This is a genomic window from Amycolatopsis sp. lyj-23 (assembly GCF_046549135.1).
GTDB lineage: Bacteria > Actinomycetota > Actinomycetes > Mycobacteriales > Pseudonocardiaceae > Amycolatopsis.
Genome location: NZ_JAJPWN010000015.1, coordinates 127,725 through 151,970, shown reverse-complemented (window position 1 = coordinate 151,970; position 24,246 = coordinate 127,725). Strand labels below are relative to the sequence as shown.

The following is a 24,246-nucleotide window of genomic DNA, read 5'->3' as shown; positions in this document are numbered from 1 at the left end:
GTCTCCGCGCGGCGGAGTTGGCTGACCTTCATGCAGAACATCCTCATCCTCGGCGGCACCGGCAAGACCGGTCGCCGCGTCGCTCAGCGCCTCGAGGCCGACGGCCGGCCCGTGCGGACGGCGTGCCGCACGAGCGGGAGCACCCCGTTCGACCTCGCCGATCCGGCGACCTGGGCACCCGCACTCGACGGCGTCACCGCCGCCTACCTCGTGGAACCCAGCCTGGGGGCAGGCGGGGACCGCATGCCGAGGTTCGTGGCCGAAGCGGTCGCCGCGGGCGTGCGGCGGCTGGTGCTCCTGTCGGCCGGCGGCGTCGGCGAGGCCGGCGACGACCACCCGCTCAAGGCCGCCGAGGACGCCGTGCGCGCCTCGGGCGCCGACTGGACGATCCTGCGCCCGGACTGGTTCTCGCAGAACTTCAGCGAGGGACCGTGGCTGCCGTCGATCCTCGCCGGGACGCTGTCCCTGCCCGCCGGGGCCGGGGCCACGCCGTTCATCGACGCCGGCGACATCGCCGCGGTCGCCGTGGCGGCGCTGACCGAGGACCGCCACCGCGGCCGGACCTACCAGCTCACGGGCCCGCGGGCGATCGGCTTCGGCGAGGCCGTGGACCTCATCGGCCGGGCCACCGGCCGGCCGGTCCGGTACGTCGGCATTGCGCCCGAAACCCACCTCGAGCGCCAGGTCGCCGCCGGCGTCCCGCCCGCGGTCGCGCGGCTGCTCACCGGCGTCTTCACGGCCATCCGCGACGGCTCGGCGCCCGAACCCGCCGACGGCGTGGAACGGGCCCTCGGCCGGCCGGCCAGGCCGTTCGAGGACTACGTCTCGGAAACCGCGGCCTCCGGGGTCTGGAACTGACCGGTGAGGTCGATCTCGCCCCACACGGTCTTCCCGGTGGGCCGCTGCCACTGACCCCAGGACACGCTCAGGGCGCCCACCATGGCCAGCCCGTGCCCGCCGCCGGCCGAAGGGGGCCGGGCGCACGCGGGGTCGACGCAGGCATCGTCGACCTCCACCGAGAGCCAGCCCTGTTTGCGCAGCAAGCGGACCTGGCGCGGGGGCTTCCCGTGGCGGAGCGCGTTGGACACCAGCTCGTCGACCACCAGCAGCGCGTCGAGCCGCTGGTGCTCGGGCAGGTCCTGGAGCAGGCGGTCGGCCCAGGCGCGGACAGTGGCCAGCTCGGCGAGGTCGTCGGCCACCTCGAGGGCGACGACGCGCACCGAGTCGTCGAGCCGGGGCAGCTGTTGTTCGGTCGGCATCCGGGCCGGACCCCTTCCTGTTCCGCGCCGCGGCCGTTCCGCGGCGCCGGTGCCGGGGGGACTACCCGGTTGTCTCCCCGGCCAAGCGCGCGACTTCAGCGCAGCCGGGCCACCAGGGCGAGCCAGGTCTCGGCTTCGGCGCGGTCGGCGTGCAGCGGCAGGACGCGGTCGAGCCGCAGCAGCCGGATCGGCCGGACCACGGCGCGCTGCGTGGTGACGATCGCGCAGGGGATGCCACGGGCGTGGGCGCCGGTGACGGCTTCGACCAGGGCGGACAGGCCACTGGAGGAGCAGAAGCCGACCGCGCCGAGGTCGATGACCAAGGCGGCGGGCCGGAACTTCAGCTCTTCGTCCAGCCGGTCTCGCAGGCGCGGGGTGGTGGCCAGGTCGAGATCCCCGGCGACGGACACCGTCGTGGCGTCCACGGTGGTGGTCACCGTGATGCGCGTCCGGGTGAGGTGCGGGGTACCGAGGTCGCGGGGGGTGACGATGCCGGGCATGGGTGACCTCTCGTCGGTGCGAGAGGCCCGGCACGCCGCGCCCCCCGCGCTGCCGGCCGCCGGTGGGCAGGCCGAAGCGGGTTCGGTGACGGCTGGTGGTTTCAACCGCGGCGCCGCCGGGAGGGCGGCACACGACCTGGAGGCGCCCGAGGCGTTCGTCCGGTCCGAACGGGTACTGCCCACTCCGGCGGGAAGTCAACCGGCGTTCCGATCACCGGAATGCCGGACCGGCGCGGCGGACGCACGACAACGGCGGCCTGCCGCGCTGACCGTCATGGCCCAACACCGCCCCGACGGTGCGAGGCGGTCAGCGCGGCAGGCCGCCGTCCGTTCCCGAGACCCCGTCCCGAGCAACGGTTACCTACCCACCGGGTGGGTGGGTTCAACCGTCCCGGGACGGGTTTTCCGAAACCCCGTGTCAGGCGGCCGCGATCGGCAGCAGCTCGTAGCCCACGGAGGACACCGTGCCGTCCGCCGCGGTGAGCACGGCGGTGCCGACGATGTCCCCGGCGTCGTTGATGCCCGCGGCGGCGCCCAGCCGGACGTTCCGGGTGGGCGCGATCAGCGAGCCGAGCTCGGTCGCGTGGCCGTTGCGGTGGACGAAGCCGTTGCCGATGCCCGAGACGTCGGGAACGACGGCGTCCTCACCGACGATCACCCCGCTGGTGTTGATCGCGGTGGCCCGCGCGGTGCCCGGGTTGACGCCGCGCGGCACGTCGAGGTCGATCGCCTTGCCGCCGCTGAACAGCACCGCGTGCGTGTCGAAGAGCGAGCTGCCGGCGGGTGCGGCCGAGCCCACCGCCTGGCCGGCGGTGTTGACGGCCAGTGCCTCGCTCCAGGAGCCGCCGCCCAGCTGGCCGAGCGTGCCGAGCTTGCCGTCGGTCCACTCCAGGGCCACCTGGTTCCCGCCGGGGAGCGCCCCCTCGCCGACGACGACGCCGGTGCTGTTCTCGCCGAGCGCTTCGGTGTCGACGGACCCACCGAGAGGCGGGAGGTCGGTCACGGTGGTGCCGTTGCGCACCCACGGCGTGATCGCGGTCCGGCCGCCCTCCCAGCCCACGATCTGCTGCCGGCCGTTGACGCCGAAGGCATCGGCCGACCCGGCGGGGTTCACGCCGAGGTCCCACCCGGCCGCGCCGGGACCCGGCCAGACCGCCGGGCGGGTGATCTCCTGCGCGCCACCGGGAACGGCCACGTTCTTCTGGTAGTTCCCTACGATCACGCCCTGGTCGTTGATGGACCGCGGCCGGGAGTCCTGGTTGTTCGTGCCGGGATCGGCCAGGAACACGGGCGTCGTGGTCCCGGCCTTGAGGACGAAACCCTCCTCCCGCCCGAAGCGCGCGGCGTCGAGCCCGACACCGATGATGTCCCCGCGCGCGTTGATCCCGCGGTATTCCAGGGTGACTGCCGAACCGAGCACGAGCCGGTACTGCGGAGCGGCCACGGCGGCCGAGCCGGGCCCGGCCGCACTGATGCCCGTGGTCACCGCGGTCGCGGCCAAGATGGTTGCCCGTAAAACCTTGCGCATCGAATCCTCCCTCGATGTTGACGTCAAGGTCCGATTCGGTAATACGGGCAAGGGTTACGGGCTCAGGCCGCCGAGTTCGCGAAGCCGCTTGTCGTGGGGCTCAGCCGATCGGGGGGACCCGCCGCAGCCAGCCGCCGGGATCGGGGGACTCGCCGTGCTGGACGTCGATCAGCAGCCGGCGCAGGCGGCGGGTGACCGGGCCCGGCGTGCCGTCGCCGACGGTCCAGTCGCCGTCGCGGTCGCGAACCTGACCGACCGCGGTCACCACCGCCGCCGTCCCGCAGGCGAACACCTCCGTGATCCGGCCCGACCGGCACTCCGCCCGCCAGCCGTCGACCGTGACGCGTTCCTCCCGGACGTCGTAGCCGAGCTGCTTTCCCAGCACCAGCAGGGATTCCCGGGTCACGCCCGGCAGCAGCGTGCCGGTCAGCTCCGGGGTCACCAGCTGGGTGCCGGCCGGGGTCTCGCGGACGAAGAACAGGTTCATCCCGCCCATTTCCTCGACCCAGCGGTGTTCGACGGAGTCGAGCCAGACCACCTGCTGGCAGCCGGCTTCCTGGGCCAGCCGCTGGGCGGCGAACGTCGGCCCGTAGTTCGCCGCGCACTTGACGTCCCCGGTGCCGCCCGGCATCGCCCGGCTGTGCTCGCGGCTGATGAGCACCGACACCGGCGCCAGCACGTCGTCGCCGAAGAAGCCGCCCGCCACGAACGCCATCATCAGGAACCGGTACTCCCGTGACGGCCGCAGCATCAGGTTCGGCTCGGTCGCGAACATCAGCGGACGCAGGTACAGGCTCAGGGCCGGGTCGTCGGGCAGCAGGTGCTGGTCCGCCGCGACGATCGCGTCGACGGCCTCGAGGAACGCCGCTTCGGGCAGTTCCGGCATGGCGAGCCGGCGTGCCGAACGCCGGAACCGCAGCGCGTTGCGGTCCGGGCGGAACACCGCCACCGACCCGTCCGCCTGCCGGTGCGCCTTCAGGCCTTCGAAGATCACCTGGGCGTAGTGGAGGCCGATCATCGCCGGGTGCATCGGGATCGCCTCCAGCGGGCCGATGCCCCGGTCGTGCCAGCCGCCGTCCTCGGTCCAGGTCATGGTCACCACGTGCGGGGTGAACGCGTCGCCGTGGCCGGGCCGGGTGAAGCCGGGTGCCGGTTCGGTCATCTGCTGGGTCACGGTGGGTTCCTTCCGGGCGGCGGTCAGGCCAGCGGGGCGAAGTAGTAGGTGTGGCGCCGGTGGAACAGGCCGGTCGCGTCGCGTTCGAAGAAGTCCGCGAACCCGATGCCGATCTCGGCTCCGGTCCGCAGCACTCCGTCGAACCGGCCGTGCACGGCCACGTGCGGGCCGTCGGCGAGCACCGCGGTCAGCGTGTGGGCGCCGGACCGGATGATGCGCTCCTGGGTGTAGAAGGTGAGCAGACCGGCGCGGCCGAGCCAGGGGCGGTAGCCGGGCCGGTGGTATTCGCAGTCTTCGGTGAACAGGGCGGCCAGTGCGGTGAAGTCGCCCGCGTCGACGCACTCGTAGAAGCGCCGGGCCAGCTCGGCCCCGCTCACTTCGGTGGCCGCCGTCGTGGTCGGCTGGGTCATGGTCCGGCTCCGATCTCCTCGTGCGGGGGCGTCTGCCATCGCGTAGGTGGCGCAGACGACGGCCGCCCGGGCGGCGGCGAGCAGCTTGCCGAGCTCGGCCGTGCGTGCGGCGTCGTCCAGCGGAAGGGCTTGCAGCCGCTCCGCGGCCTCGGCGGCGTGGGCGGCCGCCTCGGTCAGGCAGAGCAGGGTTTCGTCGAGCGGGTCGCTGCGGTCGGACCGGGCGTGGATCGCTTCGAGTTCGCGGTGCAGCAGCGCCAGGCGAACGGACCGGGACGCCGGCGCGGCCCGGCGGGCCGGGGCGGGCAGCGGGTGGGTGAGGGACACGGGCGGCTCAGCTCGGCCGCGCGGCGGTGCACCACTCGAGGACGGCCATCGCGGCGGTCATCTTGTGGTAGGCCTGCCGCCAGGCGCGGCTGCGGGAGCCGTCCAGCACCTCGTCGGTCACTTCCTGGCCCCGGACCGCGGGCAGGTCGTGCAGGAAGATCGTCCACGCGGAGCTGACCCGTTCCAGCAGCCCGGAATCGACGCGGTAGGGGGCGAAGGCGGTCAGCCAGTCCGGGTCCGCTTTGGACACCCCCATCGTCTGCCACCGGCTGGTGTAGATGACGTCGACCGGTTTCGGGAGGTCGTCGAGGCTGTGGTGCTGCCGGACCCGCTCCCCGGTGCCGTCGAACGCCTCGGCGGGCAGGCCGTACCCGGCCGGGGTCACCAGGGTGAGCTCGAAGTCGGGGGTCATCGCGGCCGCCTTCGCCAGTGCCGCCGCCGTGCTGTTGCCCTCGCCGACGTAGAGCAGGTGCCGTCCGGCGAGGTCGCCGAACTCCTCGGCGATGGTGGCGAAGTCGGCGAGCGCCTGCGTCGGGTGCTCGAACTCGGTGAGGGCGTTGACCACGGCGAGGTCCGGGGCCTGCGCCAGCTCGCGCAGTTCGGCGACGTCGCCGTTGGTCCGCACCACGAGCGCGTCCAGGTAGGCCGCGAGCACGCGCGCGGTGTCGGCCAGCGTCTCCCCGGTGACCAGCTGCAGGTCGTCCGGTCCGAAGGTGATGACGTCCGCGCCGAGGCGGGTGGCGGCCCGCCAGAAGGAGGTCCGGGTCCGGGTGGAGGAGCGGCGGAAGTACGTGCCCACCGCCCGCCCGGCCAGCGGCGTGGCCCTGGCTCCCGCGCCGAACTCGACGGCCCGGCCGACCAGCGCCGCGAGTTCGCCCGTCGAGATGTCCGAGAGTGAGATCAAGCTGCGCATGGCACACCTCTGCGTCTTTCTCCGTCGAGGTCCGGCTGGACTGCTTGTCCGGCAACGTAATCCCGGGTGATCCGGGCGGACGGCGCCTGCTGGGGCAGAACGGCGGCAGTTCTCACGGCCGCTGTTCCGGTCCGCCGGGGCCGGGCTCGGCCTCCAGGTCGGTCGAGCCGTCCAGCCGCATGGCCCGGACGTGGGGCCGCGAGAGCGAGAAGGCCAGCAGGGCCGCGAAGCCCAGGCCGAAGGCGATCGACGCGGTGGCGAGCCCGGTCAGTGCGGCGAGCGCGCCGAAGCCGCCCATCGCCAGCGGCGCGAGGCCGTCGTCGGCGATGCTCAGCACCGCGCTCGCCCGGCCCTGGTACTCGTCGTCCACAGTGGCCTGGAAGGCGCCCGACAGCATCGGCGACGCGAGCCCGGCCACCACCCCGACCGAGATCATCGCGGCCAGCGTCAGCCCGAAGGGCGCGAACCCGACGAGCGCCAGCGACGCGGCCTGGACGAACAACAGCAGCAGCGCGGTCCGCACCGGGTGGGCCGGCCGCCACCGCATGGCGACCAGCGTGCCGAGCGCCGCGCCGACCCCGATGCTGCCGGTGAGCCAGCCGAGCCCGGTCGCGCCCCAGCCGCTGCCGGTCGCGTGCAGCGCGAGCCCGATCGACAGCACCGGCGAGACGAAGATGTTGAGGCCCGAAAGCGCGATGATCAGGTCGCGGACGCGCGGGGTCCGCTTCAGGTAGACGAGCCCGTCCTTGACGTCCGCGCGCACCGACGCCCCGGTGGACTTCGCCCGCGGCCAGCGCGGCCGCACCGCGATCAGCACGAGGAGGACCACCGCGAACGACAGGGCGTTCGTCGTGATCGCGCCGCCGAGCCCGTAGCCGGCGACGAGGAGGCCGCCGAGCGGGGCGCCGACCACCCCGGCGAACCGGCCGATGAGCTGCCGCAGCGCGGCCAGCCTGCCCAGTTCCCGGCGGGGTACCAGCTGCCGGGGGAAGGCACTGGCCGCCGGGCCGTAGAAGGCGTCCGCGACGCCGAAGAGGAAGCCGATGGCGATCAGCAACGTCGCCGAGACGCCTTCGGCGGCGAAGACGGCCAGCGAGACGCCGAGGACCACGATCCGGGCGATGTCGGAGAAGATCATCATCCGCCGGGCGTCGAACCGGTCGGTGAGGGCGCCGCCGACGAGCATCAGCAGGGCCCGCGGGATCGTGGCGCAGGCGAGCACGAGCCCCGCCAGCCCGGCGTTGCCGAGCTGGGCGGCGCTGAAGGCCAGTGCCACGAACCAGATCTCGTCACCGACCTCGGACACGCCTCTCGCGAAGGCCCAGCCCAGGGTCGCCCGGTCCCGCCACAGCGGCGGGGCCACCTCGGCGGGGGTGTTCTGTTCGCCGTTGTGCACGGTATTCGTCATTTCCGCACTTCCTGGGTGGCTGGGGCCGGTGTCGGCGCCGTCGGGTGGATCCGGGACCGCACGGCGGCGGCGATCAGCGCCAGCGGGCCCGGTCTGGTCATCTCCAGGTGGTGGCAGTCGAGCTCGCGCACTTCCACCTCGCCCGCGGTGTAGGGCGCCCAGCGGTCGGCGTGCCGCGGTGCCCCGCCGCCGGCGCCCGCGACGGCCGTGAAGTGCAGGACGTCGCCGTGGAACCGGCCGGGCTCGTGGGTCAGCGCCACGGCGGAATGCCGGGCCGCCGCGGCCGCGAGCGCCTCGACCTCGTGCCGTTCGAGGAGCCCGAGCACCGGGTTGCCCCGGCGGGCCGCGGTCACCACGTCGTCGACGGAGCCGAGCGGCACACCGGCCAGGAAGGCGCGGTCGACGTCGCCGAGCAGGACGTCGAGCAGCTCGGCGGGCGAATCCCCGGTTCCGGACGCGGTCGGGTAGGCGTCCATCAGCGCGAGCAGGCCGACGGTCTCGCCGTCCCGCTGGAGCCGGGTCGCGATCGCCTGGGCGAGCACGCCGCCGAAGGACCAGCCGAGCAGGTGGTACGGCCCGTGCGGCCGGACCGCGCGGATCACCCGGACGTACTCGTCGGCGAGTTCCCCGACGCTGCCGGGCAGGCGCCCGGGATCGGTCAGGACCGGCGTCTGCAGGCCGTACACGGGCGTCTCGGGGTGCAGGTGGCGCAGCAGCCCGGCGTAGCACCAGCTCATCCCCATCGCCGGGTGGACGCAGAACAGCGGGACCCCGGTGCCGCGCGGCCGCAGCGGCAGCACCGTCTCGAGCCCGCCGTGCTCGCCGCCGAGGCGGGCGCACAGCCCGGCCACGGTCGGCTCCTGGAACACCAGCCGCACGCTGAGGTCGAGGCCGATGCTCTCGCGCGCCCGGCTCACCACCCGCGTCGCCAGCAGCGAGTGCCCTCCGAGGTCGAAGAAGCTGTCGTCGACGCCGACCCGGGGCAGGCCCAGCACGTCGGCGAACACCGCGCACAGCGCTCGCTCCTGCGGTGTCCGCGGCTCCCGCCCGGCCGCGGTGGCCGGTGCCTCCGGCAGCGGCAGGGCCCGCCGATCGAGCTTCCCGCTGCTGTTCAACGGGAGGGCGGGCAGCGGCACCAGCGCCGCAGGCACCATGTAGGCGGGCAGCACCGCGGCCAGCTCCCGCCGGAGCGCGGCCGGATCGGCCTCGCCCACCGGCACGAAGTAGCCGACGAGCCGCCGGTCGCCGCGGTCCTCCCGCAGCACCACCGCGGCCTGTGCGACCTCGGGCCTGCCGAGCAGGACCTCGGTGATCTCGCCCGGTTCGATGCGGAACCCGCGCAGCTTCACCTGGTCGTCGGTCCGTCCGAGGTACTCGGCGCCTCCGGACGGCGACCACCGGACCAGGTCCCCGGTGCGGTACATCCGGGCCCCGGCGGGGCCGAACGGGCACGCGACGAACCGCGACGCGGTCAGCGCGGCCCGCGTCGCATAGCCGCGGGCCAGCTGGGCGCCGGCGAGGTAGAGCTCCCCGGGGACGCCGGGTGGCACCGGGTGCAAGGCGTCGTCGAGGACGTAGGCCGCCACGTTGCGCAGCGGCAGCCCGATTCCCGGCGGCTGCGCGGCCTCCAGCCGGCAGGACAGCGCGTCGACCGTGCACTCGGTGGGGCCGTAGATGTTGTAGCCGGTGACGCCGGGGGTGCCCGCGATCTCCTCCCACAGCGACGGCGGTGCCGCTTCGCCGCCCAGCAGGACGATCCCCGGCCGGTGGCGGCCTTCGCCGAGCAGCCCGGCGGTGAGCAGCTGCCGCGCGAACGACGGGGTGAGGTCCAGGACGTCCAGCGCGTGCCGGGCGACGTAGTCCACCAGCACGTCGGGATCGTGCCGCGTGTCGTCGTCGAGCAGGTGGAGCTCGTGGCCCTCGGCCATCAGGATCAGGCCCTCGAACGAGGTGTCGAAGGAGAAGGCGGCGCTGAGCCCGGCCCGCAGCCGCCGGTCCTTGCCGCCGACGACGTGCCCGCCGAGGTGGTTGCCCAGCAGGTTGGCCAGCGCCCGCTGCTCGATCAGGACACCCTTCGGGCGTCCGGTCGAACCGGAGGTGTAGCAGAGGTAGGCGCCGTTCGCCGGGAGCAGCGGGGCCGTCCGGTCGCCGTCGGTCAGGTCGGACGGCGCCAGCCCGGCCAGTTCCGCCGCGTCGACCGGGCCGTCCAGGACCACGGCGGGGCGGGCGTCGCGCAGCATGAAGCCGCGGCGCTCCGCGGGCAGGTCCGGGTCCACCGGCAGGTAGACCGCGCCGGCCTTGAAGACCGCGAGCACCGCGACGACCAGTTCGACCGACCGGGGCAGGACGAGCGCGACGACCTCTTCCGGGCCGGCGCCCCGGGCGGCCAGGTACCGGGCCAGCCGGTTGGCCCGCGCGTTCAGCTCCCCGAACGTGACGGCGGTGTCCCGGAAGACGAGCGCCACCGCCTCCGGCGTGCGGGCCGCCTGCCGCTCGAAGGTTTCGGCGAACGTCAGCCCGGGAAACGCGGTTGCCGTGCCGGCGCGGTCTACCAGCAGGTCCCGGCGTTCCGTCGCGCTCAGCACATCCAGCTGCGACATCGTGACCGACGGGCGGCGCACGACCTGCTCCAGCACCCGGCGGAAGCGGTCGGCCACGGCTTCGACGGTGCCGCGGTCGAACAGGTCCGCTGCGTACTCGATGCCGCCGGTGATCCCCGCCGGACGGCCGTCGGCGGCGCGGTTCTCGGCGAACGCCAGCGAAAGGTCGAACGCCGAGGTCTCGGCGGCCAGGGGGAGCGGATGGGCTTCGACGCCGGGGAAGACCAGCTTGCCGCCGCCGGTGTTCTGGAGCACCAGCATGGTCTGGAAGAGCGGGTGCCGCGCGGTGGAGCGTTCGGGGTTGAGCAGTTCGACGAGCTTTTCGAACGGGACGTCCTGGTGGTCGTAAGCGGCGAGATCGGTTTCCCGCACCCGGCGCAGCAGCTCGGTGAAGGCCGGGTTGCCGGCGGTGTCGGTGCGGAGCACGAGGGTGTTGACGAAGAAGCCGACGAGGTCGTCGAGGGCTTCGTCGGTCCGCCCGGCGATCGGCGAGCCGATCGGGATGTCGGTGCCGGCGCCCAGCTTGGTCAGCAGGGCCGCGAGCGCGGCCTGCAGCACCATGAACAGCGTCGCGCCCTGCGTGCGGGCCAGTGCGAGCAGCTCCTCGTGCAGCTGCGCGTCCAAGGCCACCGGCAGCACCCCGCCGCGGGGGGAGCGCGGCGACGTCCGGGGCCGGTCGACCGGCAGGGCCAGCTCGGCCGGAAGGTCCGCCAGCGTCCGGGTCCAGAACTCGACCTGTCCGGCGAGGACACTGCCCGGGTCCTGCGCCGAGCCCAGCAGTTCGCGCTGCCACAGCGTGTAGTCCGCGTACTGCACCGGCAACGGCGTCCACTGTGGAGCTTCGCCGGCCGAGCGGGCGCCGTAGGCCTGCGCCAGGTCGCGCAGCAGCGGGCCCATCGACCAGCCGTCGCACGCGATGTGGTGCACGAGCAGCACCAGGACGTGCTCGACCGGCGAAACGACGAACACCCAGGCGCGCACCGGGATCTCCGACGCCAGGTCGAACCGGGCGCGGACCGCGTCGGCCACCCGTGCCTCGACGTCGTCGGCGGAGACGTCGAGCACCCGCACGTCCGCGCCGAGGGCCGTCACCTCCTGGCGCGGGCGGCCGTCGTCGGCCGCAAAGACCGTGCGCAGCACTTCGTGCCGGTCGACGACGTCGTCGAGAGCCGCGCACAACGCAGCCGGGTCGAACTCGCCGGTCAGCCGCAGCGCGGTCGCGATGGTGTAGCCGGCGTCCGGCCCGTCGAGCTCGGTCAGGAACCACAACCGCTGCTGGGCGGGGGACAGGGGCAGCCGCTGGGGCCGGGGACCGGGCCGCAGCGGCGGCCGGGCGGCCGCGCCTTCGCCGAGCCGCCGGTCGAGGCCGGCCGGGGTGGGGTCGGCGAACAGGTCTCGCAGCCCCAATTCCACGCCGAGCACCGTGCGGATCCGGCTGATCAGCCGGGTGGCCAGCAGCGAATGCCCGCCGAGGGCGAAGAAGTCGGCCTCGGTCCCGACCGCGGGCAGGCCGAGCACCTCGGCGAACAGCCCGCGGACGATCTCCTCGCGCGGCGACCGGGCTTCCCGGGCCCCCGCGGCCGTCCCGTGGTCCGGCGCCGGCAGCGCCCGCCGGTCCAGTTTCCCGTGCGCCGTCAGCGGAAGCGCGTCGAGCCGCTGGATCGCCGACGGCACGAGGTAGTCCGGCAGCGCCGCCGAGAGGGCCCGCCGCAGGGCCGCCGGGTCGACGTCAGTGCCGTCCTCGCCGTCCGTGGCGACCACGTACGCGACCAGGCGCCGGTCACCGGGCCGGTCCTCCCGGACGATCACCACCGCCTCGGCGACGCCGGGCTGTTCGGCGAGCACGTGCTCGACCTCGCCCGGCTCGATCCGGAAGCCGCGCACCTTGACCTGGTGGTCGGTGCGGCCGAGGTACTCGAGCGTCGCGTCCGGCAGCCACCGCACGAGGTCGCCGGTGCGGTACATCCGCTCGCCCGGGCGGCCGAACGGGCAGGCGACGAACCTCGACGCGGTCAGCACCGCCTTGCCGGCGTAGCCGCGGGCGAGCTGGCGCCCGGCCAGGTAGAGCTCGCCCGGAACGCCGGGCGGCACCGGCCGGAGGTCGTCGTCGAGCACGTACACCCGCAGGTTGCGCAGCGGCAGCCCCAGCGACGGGCGGCCCCCGCCGTCGATGCGGCGGGACAGGGCGTCGACCGTGCACTCGGTCGGGCCGTAGACGTTGTAGCCGGTGACGCCGGGGGCCTCGGCGACCGCGTCCCACAGCGCCTGCGGCACCGCCTCGCCGCCGAGCATCAGAATCCGGGGGTGGTGCCGTCCTTCGGTCAGCAGCCCGGCCGTGATCAGCTGCTGCGCGTACGTCGGGGTGAGGTCGAGGAAGTCGACGCGGTTGCGGTCCACGTAGTCGACCATGGCCCGCGGGTCCCGCCGGGTCTCGTCGTCGAGCAGGTGCAGTTCGTGGCCTTCGACCATGAGCAGCGGGCCTTCGAGCGAGGTGTCGAAGGAGAACTTCGCGCTCAGCCCGACCTTCCGCCGGGGCTCCTCCTCGGCCAGCAGCCCCGCCGCGATGAGCTGCTGCGCGTAGGACGGGGTGGTGTGCAGCAGATCCATCCGGTTGCGGGCCACGTAGTCGACCGTCGCGCGGGGGTCCTGGCGGGTTTCGTCGTCGAGCACGTGCAGCTCGTGGCCCTCGGCCATGAGCAGCGGGCCCTCCAGCGAGGTGTCGAACGGGAAGACGGCGCTCATGCCGACCCGCAGCCGCTGTCCCCGGTCGCCGACGACGTGGCCGCCGCGGTGGTTGAGCAGCAGGTTGGTCAGCGCCCGGTGCTCCACCAGGACACCCTTGGGCCGCCCGGTCGAGCCGGAGGTGTAGATGACGTAGGCGCCGTTCGACGGCCGCAGCGGGGCGGTCCGGTCCGCGTCGGACAGGTTCGTGGCGGGGTAGCGGGCGAGCACCTCCTCGCCGACCGGCTTTTCCAGCATCAGCAGCGGGTTCGCGTCGGTCAGCAGGTACGCGAGCCGATCCGGCGGCTGCTCGGGGTCGATCGGCAGGTAGACCGCGCCGGCCTTGAGGATGGCCAGCAGGGCGACGACCGATTCGGCCGAGCGGGGCAGGGCCAGTGCGACCAGCTGTTCGGGGCCGGCACCCTGGGCCACCAGGTGGCGCGCCAGCCGGTTGACGCGGCCGTTGAGCTCGGCGTAGGTCAACGCGGTGCCCCGGAAGACCAGCGCGACCGCGTCCGGGGTCCGGGCGGCCCGCTCCTCGAACACCTCCGGCAGCGTCGTCTCCGGGAAGTCCGCCCCGGTGTCGTTGTTCTCCAGCAGCAGGATCCGGCGTTCGTCCGCGCTCAGCACGTCGAACTCGCGGACCGTGGTCCGCGGCCGGTCGACGGCCTGGGCCAGTACCCGCACGAACCGCGCGAAGATCGCTTCGACGGTGGCCCGGTCGAACATCCCGGTGGCGTATTCGACGCCGCCGGTGAGGCCGGCCGGCTTGCCGTCGCCGTCGCGGGTCTCCGCGAAGGCCAGTGACAGGTCGAACTTGGCCGTCCGGGCGGGCAGCGGGAGCAGTTCGGTCTCCCCGCCGGCGAAGGAGAAGTCGGCGGCGGCGGTGTTCTGCAGGACGAGCATCGTCTGGAAGAGCGGGTGCCGGGTCGTCGAGCGTTCGGGGTTGAGCAGTTCGACGAGCTTTTCGAACGGGACGTCCTGGTGGTCGTAGGCGGCGAGGTCGGTTTCCCGGACCTGGGCGAGCAGCTCGGTGAAGGCCGGGTTGCCGTCGGTGCCGGTGCGGAGGACGAGGGTGTTGACGAAGAAGCCGACGAGGTCGTCGAGGGCCTCGTCGGTCCGTCCCGCGATTGGGGTCCCGATCGGGATGTCGGTGCCGGCGCCGAGTTTGGTGTAGAGGACGGCGAGGGCGGCCTGGAGGACCATGAAGAGGGTGGCGCCGTGGGACCGGCCCAGGTCCAGCAGGCCCTGGTGCAGCGAGGCGTCGATCTCGACCGGGAGGACCGCGCCGTCGGACGTGGCCGTCGCCGGGCGCGGCCGGTCACGGGGCAGGGCCAGCTCCGCGGGCAGGCCGTCCAGCGCGGCCGTCCAGAACGCGATCTGTCCACTGAGGACGCTGGCGGGATCGTCCTCCGCGCCGAGCAGGTCCCGTTGCCACAGCGTGTAGTCAACGTACTGCACCGGCAGCGGTGCCCACTCCGGCGCGGCGCCGGCCCGGCGCGCGCGGTAGGCCGTGGCCAGGTCGGCCAGCAGCGGGCCCATCGACCAGCCGTCGCAGGCGATGTGGTGCACCACGAGGACCAGCACGTGGTCGGCGGGCGAGACGGCGAACACCGCCGCGCGGACCGGGATTTCGCCGGTCAGGACGAACGGCCGTTCCGTCGCGTCCGCCACCGCCGCGTCGATCTCTTCCGCCGCGATGCTCCGCACGGTCACCGGGACCGCCGTGCCGGCGGGCCGCACGACCTGGCCGGGGCCGTCGCGGTCGACCACGGTCCGCAGCACCTCGTGCCGGTCGACGACGTCGTGGATCGCCGCGACCACGGCGCCGGAGTCGAACTCCCCGGAGATCCGCAGGGCCGTCGCGACGTTGTAGGCCCCGCTCGGGGTGTCCTCCCACTCGTCCAGGAAGTACAGGCGCTGCTGGGCCGGCGACAGCGGCAGCCGCGCGGGCCGCGGCTGCGGCCGCGGTTTCGGCCGCGGTTTCGGCCGGGCGGCCCGGCCCCGGTCGAGCCGGCGGCCGATCCCGGCCGGGGTCGGTGCGGCGAACAGGTCGCGGATGCCCAGTTCGGCGTCGAGGGCGGTGCGGATGCGGCTGATCAGCCGGGTGGCCAGCAGGGAGTGCCCGCCCAGGGCGAAGAAGTCGTCGTCGGGCCCCACGGCCGGCACCCCGAGCACCTCGGTGAACAGGCCGCACAGGATCTCTTCCCGGGCCGTGCGCGGGGTCCGGCCGCCGCCGCGCACTTCCGGCGCGGGCAGGGCCGCCCGGTCCAGCTTCCCGTTGCCGGTCCGCGGCAGGGCGGGCACCACGACGAAGGCCGACGGCACCATGTACGCGGGCAGCTCCCCGGCGATGCGGTCGCGGACCGCGGCGGGGTCGAGCCCGGCCGCGGCGACGAGGTAGGCCACCAGCCGTTTGTCGCCCGGCCGGTCCTCGCGCAGGACCACCGCGGCCTGGCCGACCCCCGGGCACGCGGTGAGGGCCCGCTCGACCTCGCCGGTCTCGATCCGGAACCCGCGCAGCTTCACCTGGCCGTCCACCCGGCCGAGGAACTCCAGCACGCCTTCGGCGCGCCACCGCGCCAGGTCCCCGGTGCGGTACATGCGGCCCGGACCGAACGGGCAGGCGACGAACCGCGTGGCGGTCAGCCCGCCCTGGCCGACGTAACCCCGGGCCACGTGGGTCCCCGAGACGTAGAGTTCGCCGGCGGCCCCGACCGGAACCGGCTGCAGGTGCTCGTCCAGCAGGTACATCGCCGTGCCGGCCATCGGGTGCCCGAGCGACAGGCCCCCGTCGAGCGGGCGGTCCGGGCCGAACGTCTCGTAGCTGCAGAAGACCGTCGTCTCGGTCGGCCCGTACACGTGCGTGACCGTCAGCTCCGGGCACTCCCGCAGCGCCCGCGCCAGCACCGCGGGCGCCAGCACGTCACCGCCGGTCCACACCTCGCGCAGCCGGCCGAGCGCCGCGGGTTCGTCCTGGGCCATCGCGGCGAACAGGGCGGTCGTCAGGTACATGGCCGTCGGTGCGCCCGCCCGGATCGTCCGGGCCAGCAGGTCGGTGTCGACCCGGCAGTCGGGGGCGATCACCACGGTCCCGCCGCGCAGCAGCGGCACCCAGATCTCGTAGACGCAGGCGTCGAAACCCTGCACCGAGTAGTGCAGCACCCGCGTGTGGTTCCCGCCGGCCCAGGCCGGGTCGCCGGCCAGGGCCAGGACGTTGGCGTGGGTCACCGCGACGCCCTTGGGCCGGCCCGTGGAGCCGGAGGTGAACATGACGTAGGCCGGTGCCTCGAGCGGGACGGCGACCGTGGCGTCACCGGGCGCGCCGGCGGCCGGCCCGTCGTCCAGGACGCACGTCGGCACGGGTGACGGCGGCAGCAGCGCGCCGGCGGCCGAGGTGGTGACGATCACCCGGGGCTCGGTCACCGCCAGGACGTGGGCCAGCCGGGCCGCGGGATCGCCGAGGCTGAGGGGCACGTACGCCGCCCCCGCCTTGACCACGGCGAGCAGGGCGATCACCGCGTCGGGCGAGCGCGGCACGGCGAGCGCGACGCACGTGCCCGGTCCGGCGCCGAGGGCGCGCAGGTGCCGGGCCAGCTGGTCGGCGTGCGCGCCGACCTCGGCGTAGGTCAGCCGGGTCTGCTCGTGGTGGAGGGCGACCGCGTCCGGGGTGGCCGCCACCTGCCGGTCGAACGCCTCACCGAGGCCCAGCCGCAGCGGCGGGCCGGGCGCGGTGTCGTTGTAGGCCACCAGCAGGGCCGCGCGCTCGGAACCGGCGAACACGTCGAGCCGGTCCAGCCGGGTCCCCGGAGCGGCGACGACCTGCTCCAGCAGGCGCACGAGCCGGCCGAGCAGGGTTTCGACGGTGGCGCGGTCGAACAGGTCGGTGGCGTACTCGATGCCGCCTTCGATGCCCAGCGGCGTGCCGTCGGGCCCGGTGACCTCGGCGAAGGCGATCGTGAGGTCGAACTTCGCCACCGGCACCGCCACCGGCAGCGCGGTGACGTCCAGCCCGGCGAACTCCGCCGCGGCCCCGCCGGTGTTCTGCAGCGTGAGCAGGGTCTGGAACAGCGGGTGCCGCGCCGCGGACCGGTCCGGGTTGAGCACCTCGACCAGCCGCTCGAACGGGACGTCCTGGTGGGCGTGCGCGGCCAGGTTCGTCTCCCGGACGCGGTCGAGCAGTTCCCCGAAGGTCGGGTTCCCCCCGGTGGCGGTGCGCAGCACCACGGTGTTGACGAAGAACCCGACGAGGTCTTCGAGCGCCTCGTCGGTCCGGCCGGCCAGCGCCGCCCCGAGCGGGATGTCGGTGCCCGCACCGAGCTTGGTGTAGAGGGCCGCCAGCGCGGCCTGCAGCACCATGAACACGGTCGCTTCCCGGCCCGCGGCCAGCGCGAGCAGCCCGCGGTGGAGCTCGGCGCCGAGGGCGATCGGGACGACGTCGCCGCGGAACGAGGCGACAGCGGGCCGCGGCCGGTCGAGCGGCAGGCGGATCTCCTCGGGCAGGTCACGCAGCTGCTCGCGCCAGAAGTCCAGCTGGGCCGACAGGACGCTGTCCGGGTCGTCCTCGTCGCCGAGCAGGTCGCGCTGCCACACGGTGTAGTCCGCGTACTGCACGGGAAGCGGTGCCCACGCCGGCGCCCGCCCGGCGCACCGGGCCCGGTAGGCGGTCGCCAGGTCCCGCAGGAGCGGGCCGAGCGACCAGCCGTCGCAGGCGATGTGGTGGACGACGACCAGCAGGACGTGCTCGGCCGGGCCGAGCGCCAGCAGCGACACCCGCAGCGGGAGCTCGGTGGCGAGGTCGAACACGTGCCGGGCGCGGGCGGCGAGCGTCTCCTCGAGGTCCGCTTCGGTGACGTCCTCAGTGTGGACGGCGACGGCGGCCGCGGCGGGGTCGAGCACGCGCTGCGCGGGAACGCCGCCGGTCACCGGGAAGACCGTGCGCAGCACCTCGTGCCGCTCGCAGACGTCGGCGACCGCCTTCCCGAGCGCCGTGCGGTCCAGCTGGCCCGCGAGCCGCAAGGAAACGGTCACGGTGTAGGTCGAGCTCGCGCCTTCCAGCTCGTCGTGGAACCAGAGGCGCCGCTGCGCGAACGACAGCGGGATCGCGCCGGTCACGACAGCTCACCCGGCTCGGTCAGCACGCGACGGCGCAGGGCCGGCCGGGCGCGGCCGAGGCCGGCCAGCAACGGCACGATCCCGGCGACCGTGGGGTGGGCGAACAGGTCCCGGATGCTCAATTCGACTCCCAGCGCCGTGCGGACCCGGCTGATCAGGCGGGTCGCCAGCAGCGAGTGCCCGCCGAGCTTGAAGAAGTGGCCGTCGATGCCGACCCCGCGTAGCCCGAGGACTTCGGCGAACAGTCCACAGAGGACTTCCTCCTGCGGGGTCCGCGGCTCGCGGCCGCCGTCGTCGCCCGCGTAGTCGGGTGCGGGCAGCGCCCGGCGGTCCAGCTTGCCGTTGGCCGTGATCGGCAGCGCGTCGAGCACGACGAACGCGGCCGGCACGAGGTGCTCCGGCAGGGCGGCGGCCAGCGACTCGCGGATCCCGTCGACGTCCGGTTCGCCGTCGGCGACCAGGTAGGCGACGAGCCGCTTGTCACCCGGCCGGTCTTCCCGGACGACGACCGCGGCCCGGCCCACGCCGGGGCAGCGGGTCAGCGCCAGTTCGACCTCGGCCGGCTCGATCCGGAACCCGCGCAGCTTGACCTGGTCGTCGACCCGGCCGAGGAACTCCAGCCGGCCGCCGTCGGTCCAGCGCACGAGGTCGCCGGTGCGGTACATCCTGGTTCCCGCCGGGCCGAACGGGCACGCGACGAACCGGCCGGCCGTGAGCGCCGCCCGGCCGTGGTAGCCGCGGGCCAGCCCCAGCCCGGCCATGTACAGCTCGCCGGGCGCCCCGGGCGCCACCGGCCGCAGCATCGGGTCGAGGACGTAGACCGACTTGCCGGCGACCGGGCGGCCGAGCGGGATCGACGGCCGGGCCAGGTCTTCCGGCGTCACGGTGTGGCAGACGGTGAAGATCGTGTTCTCCAGCGGGCTGTAGCCGTTGATCACGCGCAGCCCCGGGAATTCCGCCATCGCCTTCGCGATGTAGGGCACCGACAGGGCCTCGCCGCCGGTCATCACCTGCCGCACCGCGCGGAAGGTCTCCGGGTACTCGTCGAGCATGAGGTTGAACAGGCTCGACGACAGGTACATCGTGGTGATCCGGTGCCGGGCGGCCAGCTCGGCGATCACCGCCGGTTCGGTGCGCTGCCCCGGCTGGAGCACGCACGCCGCCCCGTGCAGCAGCGCGCCGAACAGTTCCAGCGCGAAGGCGTCCCAGGAGATCGGCGAGCACTGCAGGACGACCTCGTCGACCCCGAAGTCGGCGAAGTCCTGGCCCACCATGGTGCCGGCCAGCGCCCGGTGCGGGGTGGCGACGCCCTTGGGGCGGCCGGTCGAGCCGGAGGTGAACATGACGCACGCGAGGTCGTCCGGCCCGGCGGTGGGCGGCGGCGGGGTGTCCGGCCGGGCCGCGATGGCCGCCGCGTCCCCGTCGAGGCGGACCACGGTGAGGCCGTCGTCGGCCAGCCGCGCGGCCGCCGCCGACCGGCTGACCACCAGCGCGCTGCCGACCTCGGCCAGCACCGCCCGGGTCGCCGCGGGCGGGTGGTCCGGGTCGAGCAGGGTGTAGGCGCCGCCGGCCTTGAGCACGGCGAGCAGCGCCACCACGAGGTCCGGGCCGCGCTCCAGGTGGATCGCGGTGGTCCGGCCGTGGCCGGCGCCGGCGGCCACGAGGTGGTGGGCGAGCCGGTTCGCGCGGCCGTCGAGGTCGGCGTACCCGATCGTCCGGTCGCCGAAGACCAGCGCGGTGGCCGACGGCGTCCGCGCGGCCTGCTCCGCGAAGAGCCGGTCCACCGTGGTGGCCGCGTGCGGCGTGCCCGTGTCGTTCCAGTCGCGCAGCACGGTTTCGCGTTCGGCCCGGCCGAGGACGTCGAGGTCGGCCAGGCGGCGGGACGGGTCCTCGGCGGCGGCGGCGAGCACCCGCACGAGCCGGTGGCCGAGCTGCTCGGCCGTCGCCCGGTCGAACAGGTCCGTGCTGAACTCCACGGTCAGCGCCAGTGCCCCCGAGGCGGTCTCGGCGGCCGCGAACGTGAGGTCGAACTTCGCCGTGCCCGCGTCGCGGGACTGCGGCGTCGTCTCGAGCCCGGCGAAGGAGAAGTCGGCGGGCGTGGCGTTCTGCAGGACGAGCATCGTCTGGAAGAGCGGGTGCCGGGTCGTGGAGCGTTCGGGGTTGAGCAGCTCCACGAGCCGTTCGAAGGGCAGGTCCTGGTTGTCGTAGGCGGCGAGGTCGGTCTCGCGGACCTGGCCGAGCAGCCGGCTGAAGGTGGGGTTGCCGGCGGTGTCGGTGCGCAGGACCAGCGTGTTGACGAAGAAGCCGACGAGGGGGTCGAGGGTTTCGTCGGTGCGGCCGGCGATCGGGGTGCCGATGGGGATGTCGGTGCCCGCGCCGAGTTTCGTGTAGAGGACGGCGAGGGCGGCCTGCAGGACCATGAACAGGGTGGCGCCGTGCGACCGGCCCAGCTCCGCGAGTTTCCGGTGGAGGCCGGCGTCGATCTCGCAGCCGGCCACGTCGCCGCGGTGGGACAGCACCGCGGGCCGGGGCCGGTCGGTGGGCAGGACCAGCTCCCCCGGAAGACCGGCCAGCGCTTTGGTCCAGTACGCGGACTGCTCGGCGAGCAGGCTGCCCGGCTGGTCTTCGGTGCCCAGCAGGTCCCGCTGCCACCAGGTGTAGTCGGCGTACCGCAGGGGCAACGGTGTCCACTGTGGAGCGTGACCGGCCAGCCGGGCGGTGTAGGCGGTGCTCAGGTCGGCCAGCAGCGGCCGCAGCGACCAGCCGTCGCAGGCGATGTGGTGCACCAGGACGAGCACCACGTGCCGCCGGGCCGACGTGCTGAACACCGTGATCCGCAGCGGGACTGCGCCGGTCAGGTCGAACGCGTGCCGGGACGCCGCCGCGAGCCGCGCCTCCAGTTCGCCGTCCCCGATGCCGGGGACGTCCTCGACGGTGAGCGGTACCGCCGGGCGGTCGACCACGCACTGGACCGGCACGCCGTCCTCGGCGGGGAACACCGTGCGCAGCGTCTCGTGGCGCTCCAGCAGGTCCGCCACGGCGAGCCGCAGCGCGTCGCGGTCCAGCTCGCCGGAGAGCCACAGCGCCAGCGGGATGTTGTAGGTCGCGCTCGTCCCCTCCAGCTCGTGCTGGAACCACAGCCGTTGCTGGGCGTAGGACAGGGGCAGCGGCCCGGGCCGCTCCGACGGCACCACCGGCGGGCGCCGCCGGCCGGGCCCGCCGAGCCGCCGGTCGATCCCGGCCGGGGTCGGTGCGGCGAACAGGTCGCGGATGCCCAGTTCGGCGTCGAGCGCGGTGCGGATGCGGCTGATCAGCCGGGTGGCGAGCAGGGAATGCCCGCCGAGGGCGAAGAAGTCGTCGTCGGGACCCACCGCGGACGCGCCGAGCACTTCGGTGAACAGGCCGCACAGGATCTCTTCGCGGGCCGTGCGCGGGTCGCGGCCGCCTTCGCCGTGGAACTCCGGTGCGGGCAGGGCCGCCCGGTCCAGCTTGCCGTTCCCGGTGCGGGGCAGCCGGTCCAGCTGCACGACGGCCGCCGGGATCATGTACTCCGGCAGCACCGCGGCGAGTTCTTCGCGCAGGGCCCGCCGGTCGAGGGTACCGCCGGTGGCGACGTAGGCCACCAGCCGCTTGTCGCCGGGCCGGTCCTCCCGGGCCACCACCACGGCCTGCGCTCCGGTGCAGGCCGCCAGCGCGCGCTCGACCTCGGCGGTTTCGATGCGGAAGCCGCGGATCTTGACCTGCCCGTCGACCCGGCCGGCGAACTCCGGCACACCCGGGGCGCGCCAGCGAGCGAGGTCGCCGGTGCGGTACATCCGCTCGCCGGTGCCGAACGGGCAGGCGACGAACCGGGTCGCGGTCAGGCCGCTCTGGCCGAGGTAGCCGTGGGCGACGTGCGAGCCCGAAACGTACAGCTCGCCGACGCCGCCGACCGGGACCGGTGCGAGCGCGTCGTCGAGGATGTACATCCCGGTGCCGGCCATCGGGCGCCCGAGCGACAGGTTTCCGGTGAACGGCCGGTGCGGGCCGAAGGTCTCGTGGCTGCAGAACACCGTGGTCTCGGTGGGCCCGTACACGTGCGCGACGGTCAGGTCCGGGCACTCGGCCAGCACCTGCCGCAGGGCGGCGGCCGGGAGGACGTCCCCGCCGGTCCAGACCTCGCGCAGGTGCCGCAGCGCGGCCGGCTCGCTCTGCGCCATTGCGGCGAACAGCGCCGTCGTCAGGTACGCCGCCGTGGCCGCGCCCTCGACGATCGCGCGCGCCAGCGTTTCGGTGCCGACCCGCGCGTCCGGCACGACCACCACGGTCCCGCCGCTCAGCAGCGGCACCCAGGCCTCGTACACGGTCGCGTCGAACCCCAGCGCCGAGTAGTGCAGCACCCGGCGGTGGTTCCCGTTCGCCCAGCAGCGTTCCCGGACGAGGGCGACGACGTTGGCGTGCGAGACCGCCACTCCCTTCGGGCGGCCGGTCGAACCGGACGTGAACATCACGTACGCGAGCGAGCCGGGGTGGACGGCCGGCCGGGGCGCCGGGCCCGTCCGGGGCAGCTCCTCGGCGGACAGCACGGCGCCGGGGAAGTCCGCGGCCGTCTCGCCGGACCGGTGGGCGGCGTCGGTGACCAGCACCCGCGCGTCCGTGGCGTCGAGGATGGCCGCCGTCCGCCCGGCCGGGAAGCCGGCGGTCAGCGGGACGTAGACGGCGCCGAGCCGGGCCAGCGCGAGCAGCACCGCGATCTGGTCGGCCCCGCGGCGCATCAGGACCGCCACCGACCCGGTCGCCCCGGCGGCCGCCAGTGCGCCGGCGAACCCGGCGACGCGGGCCGCCAGCTCCCGGTAGGTCAGCTCTTCGGTCCCGCACACCACCGCCGTGGCGTCCGGCGTCCGCTGTGCCTGCCGTTCGAACAGCTCGCCGAGGGACGCGGGGGCTTCGGTGCCGTCGACGTCGTTGTAGGCCACGACCAGTTCGTGGTGTTCCCCGGGCAGCAGGACGTCGATGCGGCCGAGCCGCCGTGCCGGGTCCGCGGCGGCCTGCCGCAGGACCAGCAGCAGCCGGCGGACGAGCGTCCGCACGGTTCCCTCGTCGAACAGGGCGCTCGCGTAGTCGGCCGAGAGGACGAGGCCGCCGTCGCCGGTGAGGGCCGGCTTCACCTCGAAGTGCAGGTCGAACTTCGCCGTTCCCGGGTCGCGGTGCTCCAGGGTCGCGGTCAGCCCGGCGAAGCGGGGCTCGGCCGCCGCGGTGTTCTGCAGGGTGAGCATCGTCTGGAACATCGGGTGCCGCGCGTTCGAGCGCTCGGGGTTCAGGACCTCCACGAGCCGTTCGAACGGCAGTTCCTGGTGGGCGAACGCGGCCAGGTCGGTCTCGCGCACGCGCTCGAGCAGGGTCGCGAACGAGGGGTTGCCCGCGGTGCTGGTCCGCAGCACCAGCGTGTTGACGAAGAAGCCGACCAGCTCGTCGAGCGCGTCGTCGGTGCGCCCGGCGACCGGGGTGCCGAGCGGGATGTCGGTGCCCATCCCGAGCCGGGTGTAGAGCACGGCCAGCGCCGCCTGCACCACCATGAACAGCGTGACCTCGTGCTTCTCGGCCAGCGTGGTCAGCGCGTCCAGCAGGGCGGGCGGGATCGGCTCGGCGACGGTGCCGCCGGTGTGGGCCGCGGTGGCCGGGCGCGGCCGGTCCAGCGGCAGCGCCAGCTCGGCGGGCAGGTCGGCGAGCGCCGCCCGCCAGAACGCCAGCTGGGTCGCGATGACGCTCTGGGCGTCGTCCTCGCGGCTGAGCAGTTCCCGCTGCCACAGCGTGTAGTCCCGGTACCGGACGGGCAGGGGAGCCCACTGCGGTGCCGCGCCGGTCAGCCGGGCCGCGTAGGCGGTGCCGAGGTCGCGCAGCAGCGGGTCGAGTGACCAGCCGTCGCAGGCGATGTGGTGCACGCTGATCAGCAGCGCGTGCTCCTCGGCCGTTTCCGAGAAGAGCCAGGCGCGCACCGGCAGTTCGCCGGCCAGGTCGAAGACGTGCGCGGCGGCGGCCGCGAGGCCGCCCTCGACGTCGTCGGTGTCCACGAAGGACACCGGGACGGACGCCTCGGGAAGCACGTGCTGGCGGGGGACACCGTCCGCCACCGGGAAGACGGTCCGCAGCGGTTCGTGCCGCTCGGCGACGTCGTCGAAGGCCGCGGCGAGCGCAGCGCGGTCGAGCGGGCCCCGCAGCCGGACCGACAGCGTCACCGTGTACGTCGAGCTCGGTCCTTCGAGCTCGTTGAGGAACCACAACCGTTGCTGCGCGAACGACAGAGGGAACACCGAA

10 protein-coding genes are annotated in these 24,246 nt (G+C 74.4%); 1 reads left to right on the top strand and 9 read right to left on the bottom strand.

Annotated features, from left to right (window positions below):
• Window positions 1-30 precede the first annotated feature (30 nt).
• Window positions 31-858 (top strand): NAD(P)H-binding protein, encoded by an 828-nt coding sequence (locus tag ACLJPY_RS33870; RefSeq protein WP_410594846.1) that lies wholly within the window; start codon window positions 31-33, stop codon window positions 856-858.
• Here the strand turns inward: ACLJPY_RS33870 and ACLJPY_RS33865 are convergent.
• The 9 genes from ACLJPY_RS33865 to ACLJPY_RS33825 form a co-directional block, all read right to left on the bottom strand.
• Window positions 819-1,259 carry an ATP-binding protein gene (locus ACLJPY_RS33865; protein WP_410594844.1) on the bottom strand — a complete coding sequence of 147 codons (441 nt, stop codon included), beginning with the start codon at window positions 1,257-1,259 and terminating at the stop codon, window positions 819-821. The two genes, ACLJPY_RS33870 and ACLJPY_RS33865, sit on opposite strands and share 40 nt — an antisense overlap.
• A gap of 95 nt (window positions 1,260-1,354) precedes the next feature.
• A complete protein-coding gene (locus ACLJPY_RS33860) occupies window positions 1,355-1,759 on the bottom strand; it encodes an STAS domain-containing protein (protein ID WP_410594842.1) in 405 nt (134 codons plus the stop codon).
• A 418-nt stretch (window positions 1,760-2,177) separates the two neighbouring features.
• Entirely contained in the window at window positions 2,178-3,287 is a 1,110-nt protein-coding gene (locus tag ACLJPY_RS33855) for a hypothetical protein (RefSeq protein ID WP_410594840.1), read from the bottom strand.
• A 100-nt stretch (window positions 3,288-3,387) separates the two neighbouring features.
• Window positions 3,388-4,461 (bottom strand): branched-chain amino acid aminotransferase, encoded by a 1,074-nt coding sequence (locus tag ACLJPY_RS33850; protein WP_410594838.1) that lies wholly within the window; start codon window positions 4,459-4,461, stop codon window positions 3,388-3,390.
• A gap of 23 nt (window positions 4,462-4,484) precedes the next feature.
• A complete protein-coding gene (locus ACLJPY_RS33845) occupies window positions 4,485-5,195 on the bottom strand; it encodes a nuclear transport factor 2 family protein (RefSeq protein ID WP_410594836.1) in 711 nt (236 codons plus the stop codon).
• 7 nt (window positions 5,196-5,202) lie between these two features.
• Window positions 5,203-6,108, bottom strand: a complete 906-nt coding sequence (locus tag ACLJPY_RS33840; RefSeq protein ID WP_410594834.1) for an ornithine carbamoyltransferase — start codon at window positions 6,106-6,108, stop codon at window positions 5,203-5,205.
• 112 nt (window positions 6,109-6,220) lie between these two features.
• A complete protein-coding gene (locus ACLJPY_RS33835) occupies window positions 6,221-7,516 on the bottom strand; it encodes an MFS transporter (RefSeq protein ID WP_410594832.1) in 1,296 nt (431 codons plus the stop codon).
• Window positions 7,513-17,952 carry an amino acid adenylation domain-containing protein gene (locus tag ACLJPY_RS33830; RefSeq protein ID WP_410594830.1) on the bottom strand — a complete coding sequence of 3,480 codons (10,440 nt, stop codon included), beginning with the start codon at window positions 17,950-17,952 and terminating at the stop codon, window positions 7,513-7,515. The genes ACLJPY_RS33835 and ACLJPY_RS33830 overlap by 4 nt, the downstream gene beginning before the upstream one ends.
• Window positions 17,949-24,242 carry an amino acid adenylation domain-containing protein gene (locus tag ACLJPY_RS33825; RefSeq protein ID WP_410594828.1) on the bottom strand — a complete coding sequence of 2,098 codons (6,294 nt, stop codon included), beginning with the start codon at window positions 24,240-24,242 and terminating at the stop codon, window positions 17,949-17,951. The genes ACLJPY_RS33830 and ACLJPY_RS33825 overlap by 4 nt, the downstream gene beginning before the upstream one ends.
• Window positions 24,243-24,246 lie beyond the last annotated feature (4 nt).

Bases quoted from the DNA above. Each gene is read 5' to 3' on its own strand.
- ACLJPY_RS33870 (WP_410594846.1), top strand. From the start codon at position 31: ATGCAGAACATCCTCATCCTCGGCGGCACCGGCAAGACCGGTCGCCGC.
- ACLJPY_RS33865 (WP_410594844.1), bottom strand. From the start codon at position 1,259: ATGCCGACCGAACAACAGCTGCCCCGGCTCGACGACTCGGTGCGCGTC.
- ACLJPY_RS33860 (WP_410594842.1), bottom strand. From the start codon at position 1,759: ATGCCCGGCATCGTCACCCCCCGCGACCTCGGTACCCCGCACCTCACC.
- ACLJPY_RS33855 (WP_410594840.1), bottom strand. From the start codon at position 3,287: ATGCGCAAGGTTTTACGGGCAACCATCTTGGCCGCGACCGCGGTGACC.
- ACLJPY_RS33840 (WP_410594834.1), bottom strand. From the start codon at position 6,108: ATGCGCAGCTTGATCTCACTCTCGGACATCTCGACGGGCGAACTCGCG.
- ACLJPY_RS33835 (WP_410594832.1), bottom strand. From the start codon at position 7,516: ATGACGAATACCGTGCACAACGGCGAACAGAACACCCCCGCCGAGGTG.